Source organism: Geobacillus sp. C56-T2 (assembly GCF_007829715.1).
Classification (GTDB): domain Bacteria; phylum Bacillota; class Bacilli; order Bacillales; family Anoxybacillaceae; genus Geobacillus; species Geobacillus icigianus.
In genome coordinates this window covers 3,412,298-3,428,739 of sequence record NZ_VJWB01000001.1, presented here as the reverse complement: position 1 = coordinate 3,428,739, position 16,442 = coordinate 3,412,298, and the positions used below count along the sequence as shown (strand labels likewise).

At 52.4% G+C, this 16,442-nt stretch carries 14 protein-coding genes; 11 read left to right on the top strand and 3 right to left on the bottom strand.

Going from position 1 to position 16,442, the window contains the following annotated elements:
- Positions 1-31 precede the first annotated feature (31 nt).
- The 10 genes from dnaB to rlmH all read left to right on the top strand — a co-directional run bounded on the left by dnaB (position 32) and on the right by rlmH (position 10,720).
- The gene (gene dnaB / locus GC56T2_RS17030) at positions 32-1,396 is read left to right on the top strand and encodes a replicative DNA helicase (protein WP_033017901.1); all 1,365 of its coding nucleotides are present in this window, start codon (positions 32-34) and stop codon (positions 1,394-1,396) included.
- Between the two features lie 189 nt (positions 1,397-1,585).
- Positions 1,586-2,872 carry an adenylosuccinate synthase gene (locus GC56T2_RS17025; RefSeq protein WP_144976885.1) on the top strand — a complete coding sequence of 429 codons (1,287 nt, stop codon included), beginning with the start codon at positions 1,586-1,588 and terminating at the stop codon, positions 2,870-2,872.
- A gap of 196 nt (positions 2,873-3,068) precedes the next feature.
- Positions 3,069-3,782, top strand: a complete 714-nt coding sequence (gene yycF, locus GC56T2_RS17020; protein ID WP_033017880.1) for a response regulator YycF — start codon at positions 3,069-3,071, stop codon at positions 3,780-3,782.
- Between the two features lie 6 nt (positions 3,783-3,788).
- On the top strand, positions 3,789-5,618 hold the full coding sequence (gene walK, locus GC56T2_RS17015; RefSeq protein WP_144976881.1) for a cell wall metabolism sensor histidine kinase WalK: 1,830 nt from the start codon (positions 3,789-3,791) through the stop codon (positions 5,616-5,618).
- Positions 5,611-6,942, top strand: coding sequence for a YycH family regulatory protein (locus GC56T2_RS17010; RefSeq protein WP_144977442.1), 1,332 nt, complete (start codon positions 5,611-5,613; stop codon positions 6,940-6,942). The genes walK and GC56T2_RS17010 overlap by 8 nt, the downstream gene beginning before the upstream one ends.
- Positions 6,929-7,711 carry a two-component system regulatory protein YycI gene (locus tag GC56T2_RS17005; protein WP_144976879.1) on the top strand — a complete coding sequence of 261 codons (783 nt, stop codon included), beginning with the start codon at positions 6,929-6,931 and terminating at the stop codon, positions 7,709-7,711. Before GC56T2_RS17010 ends, GC56T2_RS17005 begins: the two co-directional genes overlap by 14 nt.
- An 8-nt stretch (positions 7,712-7,719) precedes the next feature.
- Entirely contained in the window at positions 7,720-8,514 is a 795-nt protein-coding gene (locus tag GC56T2_RS17000) for an MBL fold metallo-hydrolase (protein ID WP_144976877.1), read from the top strand.
- Between the two features lie 101 nt (positions 8,515-8,615).
- On the top strand, positions 8,616-9,836 hold the full coding sequence (locus GC56T2_RS16995; RefSeq protein ID WP_144976875.1) for a S1C family serine protease: 1,221 nt from the start codon (positions 8,616-8,618) through the stop codon (positions 9,834-9,836).
- Between the two features lie 171 nt (positions 9,837-10,007).
- The gene (locus GC56T2_RS16990) at positions 10,008-10,157 is read left to right on the top strand and encodes a CxxH/CxxC protein (protein WP_081897153.1); all 150 of its coding nucleotides are present in this window, start codon (positions 10,008-10,010) and stop codon (positions 10,155-10,157) included.
- 83 nt (positions 10,158-10,240) lie between these two features.
- The gene (rlmH, locus tag GC56T2_RS16985; protein ID WP_144976873.1) at positions 10,241-10,720 is read left to right on the top strand and encodes a 23S rRNA (pseudouridine(1915)-N(3))-methyltransferase RlmH; all 480 of its coding nucleotides are present in this window, start codon (positions 10,241-10,243) and stop codon (positions 10,718-10,720) included.
- A 123-nt stretch (positions 10,721-10,843) separates the two neighbouring features.
- Here rlmH and GC56T2_RS16980 read toward each other — a convergent pair whose 3' ends face one another.
- Positions 10,844-12,082 carry a GGDEF domain-containing protein gene (locus GC56T2_RS16980; protein ID WP_144976871.1) on the bottom strand — a complete coding sequence of 413 codons (1,239 nt, stop codon included), beginning with the start codon at positions 12,080-12,082 and terminating at the stop codon, positions 10,844-10,846.
- Positions 12,083-12,384: 302 nt separating this feature from the next.
- On the opposite strand from GC56T2_RS16980, the gene GC56T2_RS16975 reads away from it, so the two are divergent.
- The gene (locus GC56T2_RS16975) at positions 12,385-13,527 is read left to right on the top strand and encodes a glycerate kinase (RefSeq protein ID WP_144976869.1); all 1,143 of its coding nucleotides are present in this window, start codon (positions 12,385-12,387) and stop codon (positions 13,525-13,527) included.
- Positions 13,528-13,627: 100 nt separating this feature from the next.
- Here GC56T2_RS16975 and manA read toward each other — a convergent pair whose 3' ends face one another.
- Both manA and GC56T2_RS16965 read right to left on the bottom strand, forming a co-directional pair.
- A complete protein-coding gene (gene manA, locus GC56T2_RS16970; RefSeq protein ID WP_144976867.1) occupies positions 13,628-14,590 on the bottom strand; it encodes a mannose-6-phosphate isomerase, class I in 963 nt (320 codons plus the stop codon).
- A 141-nt stretch (positions 14,591-14,731) separates the two neighbouring features.
- A complete protein-coding gene (locus GC56T2_RS16965) occupies positions 14,732-16,255 on the bottom strand; it encodes an FAD-dependent oxidoreductase (protein WP_144976865.1) in 1,524 nt (507 codons plus the stop codon).
- Positions 16,256-16,442 lie beyond the last annotated feature (187 nt).

Here is a 16,442-nt window from a genome sequence, read left to right as displayed (position 1 = left end):
GAAAAACACGGGGGAAAAGGTGGTGAAACCGATGAGCGAACTGTTTTCCGAACGAATTCCTCCGCAAAGCATCGAAGCCGAGCAGGCTGTGCTTGGCGCCGTATTTTTGGATCCTACCGCACTGACGCTCGCCTCCGAACGACTGATTCCCGAAGATTTTTACCGTGTGGCACACCAAAAAATTTTTCATGCCATGCTCCGGGTGGCTGATAAAGGCGAGCCGGTTGATTTAGTGACGGTGACGGCGGAACTCGCCGCCTCCGAGCAGCTTGAGGAAGTGGGCGGCGTTTCGTATTTAAGCGAGCTGGCGGATTCGGTGCCGACGGCGGCCAACGTCGAATATTACGCCCGCATTGTTGAAGAGAAATCGGTGCTTCGCCGCCTCATCCGCACGGCGACATCGATCGCCCAAGACGGATACACCCGCGAAGATGAGATTGACATCCTGCTCGACGAGGCGGAACGAAAAATTATGGAAGTTTCCCAACGGAAACATTCCGGTGGTTTTAAAACGATTCGCGATATTCTCGTTCAGACCTATGACAATATTGAAATGCTCCACAATCGGAACGGGGATATCACCGGCATCCCGACGGGGTTTACCGAACTGGACCGGATGACGTCCGGTTTTCAGCGCAGCGATTTGATTATCGTCGCTGCCCGGCCGTCAGTTGGAAAAACCGCGTTTGCCTTGAATATCGCGCAAAATGTCGCAACGAAAACAAACGAAAACGTGGCGATTTTCAGCTTGGAAATGAGCGCTCAGCAGCTTGTGATGCGGATGCTTTGCGCCGAAGGCAACATCAACGCACAAAGCTTGCGCACGGGCAAGCTGACGCCGGAAGATTGGGGCAAGTTGACGATGGCGATGGGCAGCTTATCCAATGCCGGCATTTACATCGACGATACGCCGAGCATCCGCGTCAGCGACATTCGCGCCAAATGCCGTCGACTGAAACAAGAAAGCGGCCTTGGCATGATTGTCATTGACTATTTGCAGCTCATTCAAGGAAGCGGACGCAATCGGGAAAACCGCCAACAGGAAGTATCGGAAATTTCCCGTTCGTTAAAGGCGCTCGCCCGTGAACTTGAGGTGCCGATCATCGCCTTGTCGCAGCTGTCGCGGAGCGTAGAGCAGCGCCAAGATAAGCGGCCGATGATGTCCGATATTCGCGAATCGGGAAGCATTGAGCAGGATGCGGATATTGTCGCCTTTTTGTACCGCGACGACTACTATAACAAAGATTCGGAGCATAAAAACATCATTGAAATCATCATCGCCAAACAGCGGAACGGTCCAGTCGGAACGGTGCAGCTCGCCTTTATTAAAGAGTACAACAAATTTGTCAACTTAGAACGCCGCTTCGATGAGGCGCACATTCCGCCCGGAGCGTAACGGTGTGCAGCCGGCGGTTGCCTCTGATTCTGCCGTGCCTGCGCAACGTCGCCTTGTCGATGCCTCCAGTGAATCATTGACGAATAAAACAAGATAAGGATGTTTTGAATGTTCGTGTTTCATTGACTTTGCGGCTGAAAACTGATACACTGACAATGTTCAGACCGAGGAAAACTGGAGGTGCTCGCCATGTCGTCAGTCGTTGTTGTCGGCACGCAATGGGGCGATGAAGGGAAAGGAAAAATTACGGATTTTTTATCGGAAAACGCAGAGGTCATTGCCCGATATCAAGGGGGAAACAACGCCGGGCACACGATCGTGTTCAATGGAGAGAAGTATAAGCTGCATTTGATCCCATCGGGCATTTTCTATAAAGATAAAATTTGCGTCATCGGCAACGGGATGGTCGTCGACCCGAAGGCGCTCGTCGCCGAGCTTTCGTACTTGCACGAGCGCGGCGTTGCGACCGACAACTTGCGCATCAGCAACCGCGCCCACGTCATTTTGCCGTACCACTTGAAGCTGGACGAGCTGGAAGAAGAGCGGAAAGGCGCGAACAAAATCGGCACGACGAAAAAAGGAATCGGGCCGGCATACATGGACAAAGCGGCCCGGGTTGGCATCCGCATCGTTGACTTGCTTGACCGCGAGGTGTTTGCCGAAAAGTTGGCTCGCAATTTGGAAGAGAAAAACGTGCTGTTTGAAAAGGTATACGGAGTGGAAGGCTTCCGGCTGGAAGACATTTTCGAACAATACTACGAGTACGGCCAACAAATCGCTACGTACGTCTGCGACACCTCGGTCGTATTGAACAACGCCTTGGATGAAGGGCGCCGCGTCTTGTTTGAAGGGGCGCAAGGCGTCATGCTCGATATCGACCAAGGGACTTATCCGTTTGTCACATCGTCGAACCCGGTCGCGGGCGGGGTGACGATCGGCGCCGGCGTCGGCCCGACGAAGATCAAACATGTCGTCGGAGTGGCAAAAGCGTATACGACGCGCGTCGGCGACGGGCCGTTTCCGACGGAATTGCATGATGAAATCGGCGATCGCATTCGCGAAGTCGGCCGCGAGTACGGGACGACGACCGGTCGGCCGCGCCGCGTCGGCTGGTTTGACAGCGTCGTCGTCCGCCATGCCCGCCGGGTGAGCGGCATTACCGACTTGTCGCTCAACTCGATCGACGTGTTGACCGGCATCGAAACGTTGAAAATTTGCGTTGCCTATCGTTACCGCGGCCAAGTGCTTGAAGAGTTTCCTGCAAGCTTAAAAGTGTTGGCCGAATGCGAACCAATTTATGAGGAGCTGTCTGGTTGGACAGAGGATATTACCGGCGTGAAAAGTCTTGATGAACTGCCGGCGAACGCCCGCCATTACGTCGAGCGCATTTCCCAGCTCACCGGCATTCCGCTTTCGATTTTCTCCGTCGGTCCCGATCGCTCGCAAACGAATGTCGTTCGCAGCGTCTACGCGTAAACAGCGGCAGCAGACCATAGGAAAAACAGGCATAGATGCATGGCGTCTATGCCTGTTTCGTCATTGGGCGGCAAAACGAAAGCGCCAATTTCGCTCGACTCCTCAAAATGGTAGCCGGCAACGGATGATTTCGTGTTCATAACATGGTAAATTAGTAATGATAGCATTCCATCGCAAAAGGAAGGATGTGAGCGAGATGGAAAAACGCATTTTAGTCGTCGACGATGAAAAACCGATTGCCGATATTTTGCAATTTAACTTGCAAAAAGAAGGATATGAAGTCATTTGCGCCTACGACGGCGAAGAGGCGCTGCAAAAAGTCGAAGAAACGATGCCGGACTTGATTTTATTGGATATTATGCTGCCGTTAAAAGACGGCATGGAAGTTTGTCGCGAAGTGCGGAAAAAATATGACATGCCGATTATTATGCTGACGGCGAAAGATTCCGAGATTGATAAAGTGCTCGGGTTGGAGCTCGGCGCGGACGATTATGTGACCAAGCCGTTCAGCACGCGCGAGCTCCTCGCGCGGGTGAAGGCGAACTTGCGCCGCCATGCGCAAACAGCCGCGCAAGAAGGAGAGGGAAGCGAAACGAATGAAATTGCCATCGGCCCGCTCGTTATTCGTCCGGACGCCTATGTCGTACAGAAGCGGGGCGAAACGATCGAACTGACCCATCGCGAATTTGAGCTTCTCCACTATTTAGCCAGACACATTGGACAAGTCATGACGCGCGAACATCTGCTGCAAACGGTCTGGGGTTACGACTATTATGGCGATGTGCGCACGGTCGATGTGACGGTAAGGCGGTTGCGGGAAAAAATTGAAGACAATCCATCCCACCCGAATTGGATCGTCACCCGCCGCGGGGTCGGTTACTATTTGCGCAACCCGGAACAGGAGTCATGAACGAACATGAAAAAAGTAGGGCCGTTTCGTTCCATTCATTTTAAGTTTGTCATCATTTATGTGCTGTTGATTCTCGTCGCCATGCAAATTATCGGCGTCTACTTCGTCCGCAAATTGGAAACCGAACTCGTGCAAAACTTTAAAAACTCGTTGAATGAGCGGGTGACGCTGCTCGCTTATAATGTTGAACAGGCGATGAATCGAGAGCGGGATGAGAAGAGCCCGACATTAGAAGAAGACATCCGCTCGCTTCTTCATGACTTCGTTTCTCAAGACATTTCCGAAGTGCAAGTGATTGATGACAAAGGAAAAGTGCTGGCGACGTCCAACCCATATACGCAAAACATCGTCGGAAAGCGGACAACGCAAATTTACATCAAACGCTCGCTTGTCACGGGAGAAATGGTTGATCAAATGATGCTCGATCAAAAGACGGGCCATCGCATGTATATTTCCTCGACACCGATCAAAACGAGCGGGGAAATTAAGGGCGTTATTTACATCATCGCCTCGATGGAAAACGTCTTTTCGCAAATGCGGCAAATCAATATGATTTTGGCGACCGGGACGGGGATCGCTCTCGCCATTACCGCCGTGCTCGGCATTTTTTTGTCGCGCACGATCACTCGTCCGATTTCCGATATGCGCCGGCAAGCACTGGCGATGACAAGGGGAGACTTCTCCCGCAAAGTCAAAGTGTACGGCTACGATGAGATCGGCCAATTGGCGATGACATTCAACAATTTGACGAAAAAATTGCAAGAGGCGCAGGCGACCACCGAAGGGGAGCGGCGCAAGCTCGAGTCAGTGTTGACGCATATGACCGATGGCGTGATCGCGACCGACCGCCGGGGGCGCGTCATTCTCATTAACGATGCCGCGCTAAACATTTTGAATGTTTCACGTGAAACAGTGCTGTCGAGTTCGATCGTTGACGTGCTCGGCCTTGCCGACCAGTATACGTTTGAAACGCTGCTAGAGGAGCGCGATTCGCTCATTTTAGATTTCAGCACGGATGAGGAACTGTACATTTTGCGCGCGTCGTTGTCGGTGATTCAAAAAGAGGGCGGATTTGTCAACGGATTGATCGTCGTTTTGCACGACATTACCGAACAGGAAAAAATCGACCGCGAGCGGCGGCAGTTTGTCGCCAATGTGTCGCATGAATTGCGCACACCGCTCACGACGATGAAAAGCTATTTAGAAGCGCTCGCCGACGGCGCTTGGCAAGATAAAGACATCGCTCCAAGGTTCATTCAAGTCGTGCAAAATGAAACCGAGCGGATGATCCGGCTCGTCAACGATTTGCTTCATCTGTCCAAGCTCGACAGCAAAGACTATAAGCTCAAGAAAACGTGGATCAATTTTTCAGCCTATTTTCATAAAGTCATTGACCGGTTTGAGCTGACGAAAAGCGACAACATCCGGTTCGTCCGCAAAATTCCCCGTGAGGCGATTTTTATTGAAGTGGATGAGGACAAAATTACGCAAGTGTTGGACAACATCATTTCCAACGCGTTGAAATACTCTCCTCAAGGCGGGACGATTACGTTCCGCGTGCGCCAGCTAGCTGATGAAATCATCGTCAGCGTTAGCGACGAAGGGGTCGGCATTCCGAAGGCTGACTTAGGCAAAATATTTGAACGTTTTTACCGCGTTGATAAGGCGCGGTCGCGCAAACTGGGCGGGACCGGCCTTGGGCTGGCCATTGCCAAGGAAGTGGTGCTTGCCCATGGCGGGACGATTTGGGCGGAAAGCAAAGAGCATAAAGGAACGACGATTTATTTTACGCTGCCGGTAGAACGAGAACAAAAGGATGACTGGGACGATGTATGAGACGATCAAAACCATCGTGTTGACGGCGCTCGTATTCATCAGCGTGATGTTGACGTTTGCTTTATGGACATACCACCCGAAATATGACGTGTTGCAAAGCAGCGATGAATACATTCAACACGTCTCCGTAAGCAATACGCAAGTGGACACGGCAATGGTTGTGCAGCCGGAACAAGTGCTGATTCATAAAAACGGGATCCACTATGCGGTCGTGAAAGAAGAGGAAAAAAATGAGGCGCTAAAAGAGATCAAAAAATGGTCGCTTGATGACTTCGAAGATATTTCTTCTTCTGTCCCACAAGGGAAGTTTTTATCGTTTTTAAGCGGCAAGGAGCGGCTGGAAGTCATTTATCCCGACGAAGTGCCGATGGATATTTACCGCTTGATTTTTACGATTGAAGACAAAAAAACGGAAGGATTGGCGTTTGACCGTCTCGTTGTTCCGCTTGGCGGAAAGGACGAGTTTCCTGTATACTTTATCGCGACCGACAAGCGGAAAATTTACCGGGCGACCGCCACCGACGCTTCGCCATCCGTCATCAACCGGCTGGCGAGGGAGGCGAACCGTTTTCCTCGGTATTTCGCCTACCCGATCAGTGAAACGAAGCAACTTTATTTGCCGGAAAAAGAAGTGACGTTGAACAGCCTGCAATATTACACAGATGAGCTGGACGCTGATAAGTTTAAAGAGGCGCTGTTTAGCGACCCCAGCTTCGTCAAAAAAGACTTCATTCCGTTCGGTGAAGAGTATACGGACGGATCAAGGCTGATGAATGTCGATTTTCTGCAACGCATGCTTTTATACGTCAATCCAGCGGCGCGCGTCTCGAACAGCGGGCAGACGGAGCCGGAAACCCATCTCATTCAAAAAAGCATCGATTTTGTCAATGAACATGGCGGCTGGACGGATCTGTACCATTTCGCCCGCTGGAACGAAGAAGATCGGAAAGTCGTGTTCCGGCTCTTTGTGAACGGCTACCCTGTCTTTAACGAGTATGGCATGTCTGAAATTGTGGAAACGTGGGGGGCGAGCGACTTAATGAAGTATCAACGCCCGCTCTTTCGCTTAGAAATCGCCGATCGCAGCCGCACGCCGAAAACGCTGCCGTCCGGCCGCGAAGCCGTCAAACAGCTCGAACAAATGAAAGGCGTCCGCCGGTCGCTGATCAAAAATATCGTCATCGGCTATGAGCTCGTGAAAGATCCCGATCGGGAAAAAGTGATCCGCCTTGAACCAGCATGGTTTTATTTATACGGGCAAACGTGGAAAAAGGTGGAGCCGAGCGGAACGGAACGAGGAGGGGAAACGGATGGATTGGAGTAAAACGAAGACCATTTTTATCATCGTCTTCCTCGTCCTCGACTGCTTTTTAGGCTATCAATTTATGGAAAAACGAAGCAGCAGCCAGCTGGACGTCATTTTAGAAACGACGATTGAAGAGCAGCTTGAGGCCAATGGCATTACGTATGTCGAGCTGCCAAAAGAAGTGACGAAGGCGGCGTATGTCAGCGGCAAAAGTCGCCTATTTACCGAGGCCGATGTGAAAAAGTTGCCGAGCCAAAAAGTGAAAATCGAAGGAAAAACGAAAATCAAAGGAACATTTACCCGTCCGCTTGTCTTGCCGGTCGATGACCCGTATCGACTGCGCGAGTTTTTGCAGCATTACATGGTCAACGGGGGGCAGTATGCCTTTTGGTCGTTCAATGAAAATGAAGGGACAGTTATCTGTTATCAAGTGTACGACGGCAAAATGATTTATGGCAACGAAAACAGCAAGCTGGTCATCCATGTAAACAAAAAGCAGGAAGCATTGTCCTACGAACAGACGATGTTGGACGACTTGGAAAAATATGAACGAAAACAAGACATCGTCCCGGCGATCAAGGCGCTTGAAACGCTGTATCGAAAAGGGTATTTGCAGCCGGGGGACCGCGTCACTAAGGTCGAACTCGGCTATTACGGGCTTGTCCAATTCACCGCCTCTCAAGTATTGACACCGACATGGCATATTGTTGTCAATCGAAAGGAAGATTATTTCGTCAACGCCTTTGAAGGACAAGTCATCAATGACCAAGGAAATGTTTTGGAGTGAAAACGAACATGACGATGCGATTTAGCGTACTGGCAAGCGGCAGCACCGGCAACGCCTTTTATGTGGAAACGGATCGCCACCGTCTGCTTGTCGATGCCGGTTTGAGCGGCAAACAACTGGAGGCGCTGTTTGCGCAAATCGGCCGTCACCCAAGCGAACTGCATGCGCTTCTTGTCACCCATGAACATAGCGATCACATTAAGGGGCTTGGCGTCTTAGCGCGCAAATATCGCTTGCCGATCTTTGCCAATGAAAAAACATGGCGAGCGATGGAGGCGGCGGTCGGGGAAATCCCGAGTGAACAAAAGTTCGTTTTTCCCCTCGGCGCGGTAAAGACGTTCGGCGATCTTGATGTAGAATCATTCGGTGTTTCTCACGACGCTGCCGAGCCGATGTTTTACGTCTTCCATTGCGGCGGAAAAAAACTCGCCTTGCTCACCGACACCGGTTATGTGAGCGAGCGGATGAAAAAGACAGTGGAGAACGCCGACGTGTTCGTGTTTGAAAGCAACCATGACATCGGCATGTTGCGGATGGGAAGGTATCCGTGGAACGTCAAGCGCCGCATTTTAAGCGATGTTGGCCACATTTCGAACGAGGAGGCGGGCTTGGCGCTGGCCGATGTGATCGGCGACCGGACGAAGCGAATTTATTTGGCCCATCTGAGCCAAGACAACAATATGAAGGAGCTGGCGCGCATGACCGTGGCGCAAACACTGGAACAAAAAGGCCTCGCGGTCGGCGGCCGCTTTCATCTGTACGATACCGATCCGCATCAGGCGACCGCGCTCGCTTGCGTCTAATGGCGGTGCGGCTTTGGCTGCGCAACGGGCAACGATTGGATTTTTTCCTCTGTTCATGATTATAATGAGGGATGGAGAGAAATATAGAAAGGGTGGTGGGCATGGGATATTACGATGATCATTATGAATCGCACGGTCAAACGAGACGAACACGGCGCGGCGGCTCGTTTGCCTCGGCGTTCGTCGGCGCCATACTAGGAGGCGGGCTCGTGCTCCTTTCGATTCCAGCGCTTTCCCGTTGGGACATTCTCCCATACGATGTTGCCCCTTCCGAGCAAGCTGGCGGAGAAGAGCGGTCAGGGGACAATGGCACCCCTCCCATCCAGCAAAGCGTTTCTGTTGATGTGACCACAGCGGTCACGAAAGCCATCGCTCAAGTGTCGGATGCCGTTGTTGGCGTTGTCAATATTCAAGCGGCAGGCTTCTGGTCACAAGGTGAAGAAACCGGCGTTGGATCGGGTGTCATTTACAAAAAGGCGGGAGGAAGGGCGTTTATCGTCACAAACCATCATGTCGTTGAAAATGCAAGCCAGCTGGAAGTCAGCTTGAAGGACGGAACGAGGGTGCCGGCGAAGCTGCTCGGGAGCGATGTACTGATGGATTTGGCCGTGCTGGAAATTGAGGCGAAACATGTGAAAAAAGTCGCCCAGTTCGGCGACTCTGACGCCGTGAAGCCGGGAGAGCCGGTAATCGCCATTGGCAATCCGCTCGGTTTGCAGTTCGCAGGCTCAGTGACGCAAGGCATCATCTCCGGAACGAACCGGACGGTGGAAGTGGATTTGGATCAAGACGGCAATCCCGACTGGAATGCCGAAGTATTGCAGACCGATGCGGCCATCAACCCGGGCAACAGCGGCGGCGCCCTTGTGAATATTAAAGGGCAAGTCATCGGCATTAATTCCATGAAAATCGCTCAAGAGGCCGTCGAGGGCATCGGGTTTGCCATTCCGATCAATGCCGCCATCCCGATCATTTCCGATTTGGAGCGATATGGTCAAGTGCGCCGCCCATATATGGGCGTGGAACTTCGGTCGTTAAGCGACATTCCGTCATATCATTGGCAGGAGACGCTTCATTTGCCGGCAAACGTAACCGAAGGTGCCGCCGTTATTCAAGTTGTGCCGATGTCGCCAGCGGCCCAAGCCGGCTTGCAGCAATTCGACGTCATTGTGGCGCTTGACGGCGAGAAAATTCGCAACGTGCTCGATCTGCGCAAGTATTTGTACACGAAAAAGTCGATTGGAGACCGGATGGACGTAACATTTTACCGCGATGGGAAAAAACGGACAGTTACTTTAAAACTGGCGCGTGAATCGTATTAAACAAAGAAGAAGGAGCGAGACCGCTCCTTCTTTCCGTGAAAACGCCGAACTGGCACGGATTTTCATCCTTGGGTGGAGGGCGGGGCGCTGCCCCTGGAACTTTTCCATGAACGAACCGGTTGGCTGGCACGGATTCCTGCTCATAAACGGGCGATAAGGAGGGGGGAAGCGATGATATTCACATGTGAAGAACACATTGATGCCGCCATTGATGAATATGTGGATGAAACGGAACGAGCCCCTGACTTGGCCCCTGTGGATAACGATGAAAACAGGTGTTGGTTTTGTGGGAAGAAGGCCATATATGTAGTAGGAAGCTAATATTTTTACACAATATGTGGATATATATTGTGTATATGTGGATAAATGTTGTTGATAAAGTGTTTACAAGGTGGGGATGGATTGTGCATATTTGCATTGCCGCTGTGGGTAAGTTGAAAGAGACTTACCTAATTGCCGGAGTGAATGAATATAAAAAGCGGTTATCCCCGTATGCCAAAATCGAGATCATCGAGGTGGCGGACGAAAAAACTCCCGAGCGGGCGAGTCTGCTTGAAGAGGAACGAATCAAAGAGCGAGAGGGAGAGCGGCTGTTGGCTCACATCCCTGACAGCGCCTATGTGATCGCGCTGGCTATCGAAGGGAAGATGAAATCGTCCGAGCAGTTTGCTGCCCATCTCGATGAGCTGGCGACCTACGGGCAAAGCAACATCGCTTTCGTCATCGGCGGATCGCTCGGCTTGAGCAGACGAGTGATGGCGCGTGCCGATGAGGCGCTGTCGTTTTCAAAAATGACGTTCCCCCATCAGCTGATGCGGCTCATTTTGCTCGAGCAAATTTACCGCGCCTTCCGCATCAACCGGGGGGAGCCGTATCATAAGTAAGACAGGTCGTTTCGTAAACAAAGCGGGCTGGGATATCGGCGTTCGCCTCGGGTGATAGCCGGGTTTTTCGCTTGTTCCGGTTGACCGGTGCGCTGGCGAGGGGACGGAAAAGGAGCGGCCTGACTAGGCAGCTCCCCCACATTGGGCAGACACTTTGTTTTTGCCGCTTTCTTTTGAGCGAAGCAATAAATGATCGGCATAAATGTACGCCTTTTCGATTGACATCGTCCCCTCGGCTCGAAAAAAGTAAAGACCAAAGGACGATGTATACGATACGGTCTGTTTGCCCGTCCCATAATCGACAAACACCGTGCTGCGTTGCACCGCTTTTCGCATTTCTTCCACAAGTTGGATGCATTGTTCAAAGGTGCGATGGCGCAAAAACATCGTAAATTCCTCGCCGCCGCTGCGGAATAGAAAATCTTCTTCTTGCAAAAATCGTCTTAAGATTGAGGTAAAGTGGCGGATGACTTCATCGCCGACCGCGTGATTGTATGTGTCATTAATTCTCTTAAAATTGTCGATGTCGGCGACGACAACGCCGATCCATTCCCCTGTTCCGTTTAGCTTGGCAATCGTTTGGTCCATGAAGGCGCGGTTGTGGACGCCGGTCAAAAAGTCGGTATAAGCCATTTTTTCAAAATGGTCGCGCTCGAGCTTATGCTGGATGCTTTGTGACTTGGAAAAAAAGGAGCGGCTGACGAAATAGTTGAGCAGAAACAAGCTTAAAAGCATGTCCCAGCGCTGCTCTTGCAAAAAGAGAAACAGCAAGCCATTGGTCAGCGCGGTTTTAGCCATATCAGCCCAGCTTCTCGTTTTAATAAAATCGAGAGCTTCGCGCCTTGTTTGAATGTCGCCCGTTATGTAGAAAATGACGATTAAGCAACAGTCAGTCAAGAAGGAAACGGTCACAACAAGCAGGAAGATCAGCAGCCAAAATCCGATGAACGGAACGGTCTCAAACAGTGGAGCCAAGAAGCTGTATATGGCAAATGCCAGCGAATTGAATGTCACAAACGAGCCGATGTTGTACAGCGTGTGCAGCCATTCATCAGGCTCCGCGGTTTTCAAGTACTTTTTCGTCCCATGCTCTGTCAAGCGAAGCAACGCCTCGAACAGAAACAGTCCAAGCGGGCCGGCAAACAAGGCGAACGACAGGCTATAGTTGATGCCGTAGTCGACCGGAATGTTGTTTTTCGTTTTGTCGACGACGCGCAAATGCGAATATAAGCTCGAAAACAACCAGTAAAACAACAAGGCAACGGCATAAGTGCGATCAAGGACGGGCGGCTCGGACACAGCAACGATGATGATCGAAACGAAAAAAAGGATGAAAATCACTGGTCGCGCTTGAAATAACATCTCAACTCTCTCCTATGATCTGACCTCTGACAACTTTTGGGCTGGTGAAACAACGCCAAAGAAAAGGATGGCCAACCACCATGGCAGCGCGTTCCCGGTCACCGTTTGAGCGGCGGCAGGCGGCAGCGGGCGGTGAAGACGGCGCCCAAAGGCATGAATATGTTCTTATTTGGAACAAACAAACGAGCAGTTAAGTCTATTATAGTACTATATACATAATTGTGAAAATAGACAAAATGGCATTGTTTTTCGACTTTTTTCGCGAAATTTGACATGAACACCAAAGCTAGGGAGGGGAAAATGTGAAAATTGTCATTGCTCCTGATTCATTTAAGGAAAGTCTTTCGGCGCTCGAAGTCGCTGAGGCGGTGGAGCGCGGGTTTCGCGCCGTGTTTCCGGAAGCGGACTTTGTGAAAGTGCCGATGGCCGATGGCGGGGAAGGAACCGTACAATCGCTGGTTGACGCAACGAATGGCCGCTTGATAAACGTCGAAGTGACAGGACCGTTAGGCGACCCTGTGCCGGCGTTTTTCGGCTTGCTTGGCGACGGAAAGACAGCGGTGATTGAAATGGCGGCCGCCTCGGGACTCCACCTTGTTCCGCGCCATCGCCGCAATCCGCTGCTGACGACGACGCGCGGAACAGGGGAATTAATTCGTGCGGCGCTCGATGCCGGGGCGACTCGCTTGGTGATCGGCATTGGCGGCAGTGCGACGAACGACGGGGGAGCGGGCATGGTGCAAGCGCTAGGTGGACGGCTGTTGGATCGCGACGGCCGCGACATTGGTCCGGGAGGAGGCGCTTTGGCCGATCTATATGCGATTGACCTTTCTGGGCTAGATCCACGCCTTGAAGACGTTTGCATTGAGGTCGCTTGTGACGTCGAGAATCCGCTTACGGGGCCGAACGGTGCGTCCGTCATCTTTGGCCCGCAAAAAGGGGCGACGCCCGACATGGTCGCCGTTCTCGACCGGAATTTGGCGCATTATGCGGATGTCGTCGAGCGCGAACTCGGGAGGCGGGTCGGCGACATCCCAGGCGCTGGTGCGGCGGGTGGCTTAGGAGCGGGATTGCTGGCGTTTCTAAAGGCGCGGTTGAGGCGCGGCGTCGATATTGTGATCGAAGCCGTCCAACTAGCAGAACGCGTCAAAGACGCTGATTTGGTGATCACGGGCGAGGGACGGATCGATGGACAGACGGTTTTCGGCAAAACGCCGATCGGTGTCGCGAAAACAGCGAAACAGTTTGGCGTCCCGGTCATCGGCATTGCCGGGTCATTGGGCGAAGACAGTCATGTCGTGTTGGATCACGGCATTGACGCATTGTTTACGATTGTTCCTGGCGTCGTGCCGCTTGACAAGGCGCTGGAGCAGGCGGAGCAGTATGTGGTGCAGACGGCGCGACACATCGCTGCGGTGTATCGTCTCGGCCAAAGCAGAGGGTGAGGACTAGGGAAAAAAGAAAGCAGGCGCCCGTGCGAAACGACGGAGCGCCTGTTCCTTATCCAGCAGAGACATCGTGCTAGGCGCGGCGAGCACGGCCCGTTTATTTGCCTGCCCGCGGCCATGAGACGATCGCCTCGAGTGTCCCTTGGATCGTGAAGCGGCCAAATTGGTGCGGTAAAATCAAATGGTCCCCGTGGCGAAGCGGATAAGCGCGCCCATTGTGGATGAGTTCGCCTTCGCCCCGGAGGATGCTGACAATGAGAAACGGCTTTGTCTGCGCTGACGTGAACGTGTCATGGATGTTCCATTTTTGGACGCCAAAGTAATCCCCCTCCACGAAGGTCGTCACCGTTGACCCTGGAAGCTCGGCGACATAGGGGCGAACATCGGCATCACGGTGCGGAACCGTGGTGACATCCAGCGCTTTTTCCAGATGGAGTTCGCGTTTCCGTCCTTGGCTGTCGACGCGGTCGTAGTCATAGACGCGGTACGTTGTGTCGGAGCTTTGTTGCGTCTCAAGAACGAGCGTTCCTTCGCAGAGCGCATGGATCGTGCCGCTCGGGACATAGAAAAAGTCACCGGGCTGAATGGGCACTTTCCGGAGCAGGCGGTCCCACTCCCCCGCCTCCATCATGGCGCGCAGCTGTTCCTTTGTTTCCGCATAATGGCCGTAAATCAACTCGGCCCCCGGCTTGCAGTCAATGATGTACCAGCACTCCGTTTTGCCGAGTTCCCCGCCCTCATGTGTCTTCGCGTAGTCGTCATCCGGGTGAACTTGCACTGATAAATCAGCGTTCGCATCCAAAATTTTCGTCAATAATGGAAAACGGTCCGATGGAAAATGGCCGAACAAGTCGCGGCGTTCCTCCCAAAGTTGTCCCAGTGTGATTCCGGCAAACGGTCCCCGGGCGATTTTGGTCTGACCATGCGGATGAGCCGATACCGCCCAACATTCCCCCGTTTGTGCGGATGGAATCTCATATCCGAATCGTTCGGCCAACTTTGTGCCGCCCCAAATCCGTTCTTGGAATACAGGAGTGAGAAAAATCGGTTCAAAATCCATGCGTCATCCCTCCCGAAAACGTCATGCCGATGCCATCCTTTATCCATTTTTATCTTACCATGAATGGCGCCAGCAGCAAATGAAAACGGTAAGCTCGTTGGACTGCTGGGCATGCGTGAATCGGGATCGACTTTCCATTCGTCATGTCGCGTCCCATTCGATGCGGCGCAGCGGGCGCGTCGCTGGACCTTCGACGACGGCGCCATCGATCGAGAAGCGTGAACCGTGACATGGGCAGTCCCAAGTTCGATCCCCGCCGTTCCACTCCAATTCGCAGCCCATATGGGTGCATGTCGTATCGACAACGTGGAGCCTTCCTGCCTCGTCTTTGTAGGCGCCAGCTCGTTTTCCGTTGACCGCGACAACCGCCCCTTCGCCGCGCGCCAAATCTTGCGGCCGGCGGCTGACTGGCTCTATTTTCCCGGTCAACAAGTGTTTGGCGACATCTAGATTGGTGACGAAAAATTGTTTCACACTCGGGTCGGCGTAAAAACGCGATGGAGAATACAAATCGCGATACCGGTTGTCGCGGCCGAGAATGAGATCGGACAGCAGCTGTCCGGCGGCGGTGCCGTTTGTCATTCCCCATTTTCGATATCCTGTCGCGACATAAATCGTCGGTGTGTCCGCTGTCATCGGGCCGATATACGGCACTTTATCGAGCGTCGTCAAGTCTTGGGCTGACCAGCGATAACGGATGTCCTTCACCGTAAACAGCTGAGAAGCGAATGAGGACAGCGCCTCGTAATGATGCATTGTCGGTACACCTTGGCCGGTTTTATGGTTCTCGCCCCCGATCAAAATCAGCGTCTCGCCGTTGGCGGCAGCGGAACGAATGGAGCGCTTCGGATCGTCGGCGCTTAAGTACATCCCGCCCGGATACGGCTCGGCGACCGCGACTCCCAATACGTATGAACGTTCGGCGTACATGCGCGAAAAGTAAAATCCCCCATCGTAAAACGGAAAGTGGGAGCAAATAGCGACATGATCGCACGCAATCCGCCGCTTGTTTCGGGTGATGACAGCCAACCGCTTCCCTTGTTCGATGTCTGCAGCGGGCGTATGTTCATAAATGGCGCCGCCGGCGTTGACGATGACTTCAACAAGCTTGAGTAAATACTTAAGCGGATGGAACTGCGCCTGTTTTTTCATTACGACCGCCGCTGTCGCTGGCAGCGGCAGAGGAATCGAATCGACAAAAGCACCCTCAATGCCGAGCCGTTCGTACGCCTCCCACTCTTTCACAAGTTTGGGTAAAGAGGAGGAAGATGTTGTATAGACGTAGGCATCTTGTTCGCAAAAATCGCAATCGATTTCCTGGCTTTCGACGGTAAGGCGGATGAAGCGGAGCGCATCCATGCAAGCGTCGTAATAAAGGCGCGCTTTTTCCGCGCCAAAGTGACTGATCAGTTCATCGTAAATAAGATCGTGTTGAGCGGTGATTTTTGCCGTCGTATGGCCCGTTGTTCCGTTGAGCAATCGATCGGCCTCGACAAGAGCGACACGGACTCCTTGCGTGGCGAGCAAATAAGCGGTCGTAATTCCGGAAATGCCGCCGCCGATCACCGCAACATCAACGGAAATGTCTTCGTCAAGCGTTGAAAACGACGGAAGCGGAACGGAATCGCGCCAGTATGGTTCCACAGCTGAAGGAAGAGATGACATGGATGAAACCTCCTTGACTGTCCACAGTCGACTCTTCACCAAAAGTTGTACTTGATTTTTTCATCACACATCTTACTTATGCATCCACGAAAGAACAGGAAATCAATCATTTTTTGCCTACACCTGTTTAGAGAAGTTCACCGTCTGTCAAGTACACGTTTTGGTGATGAATCCCACAGTCTCGTTT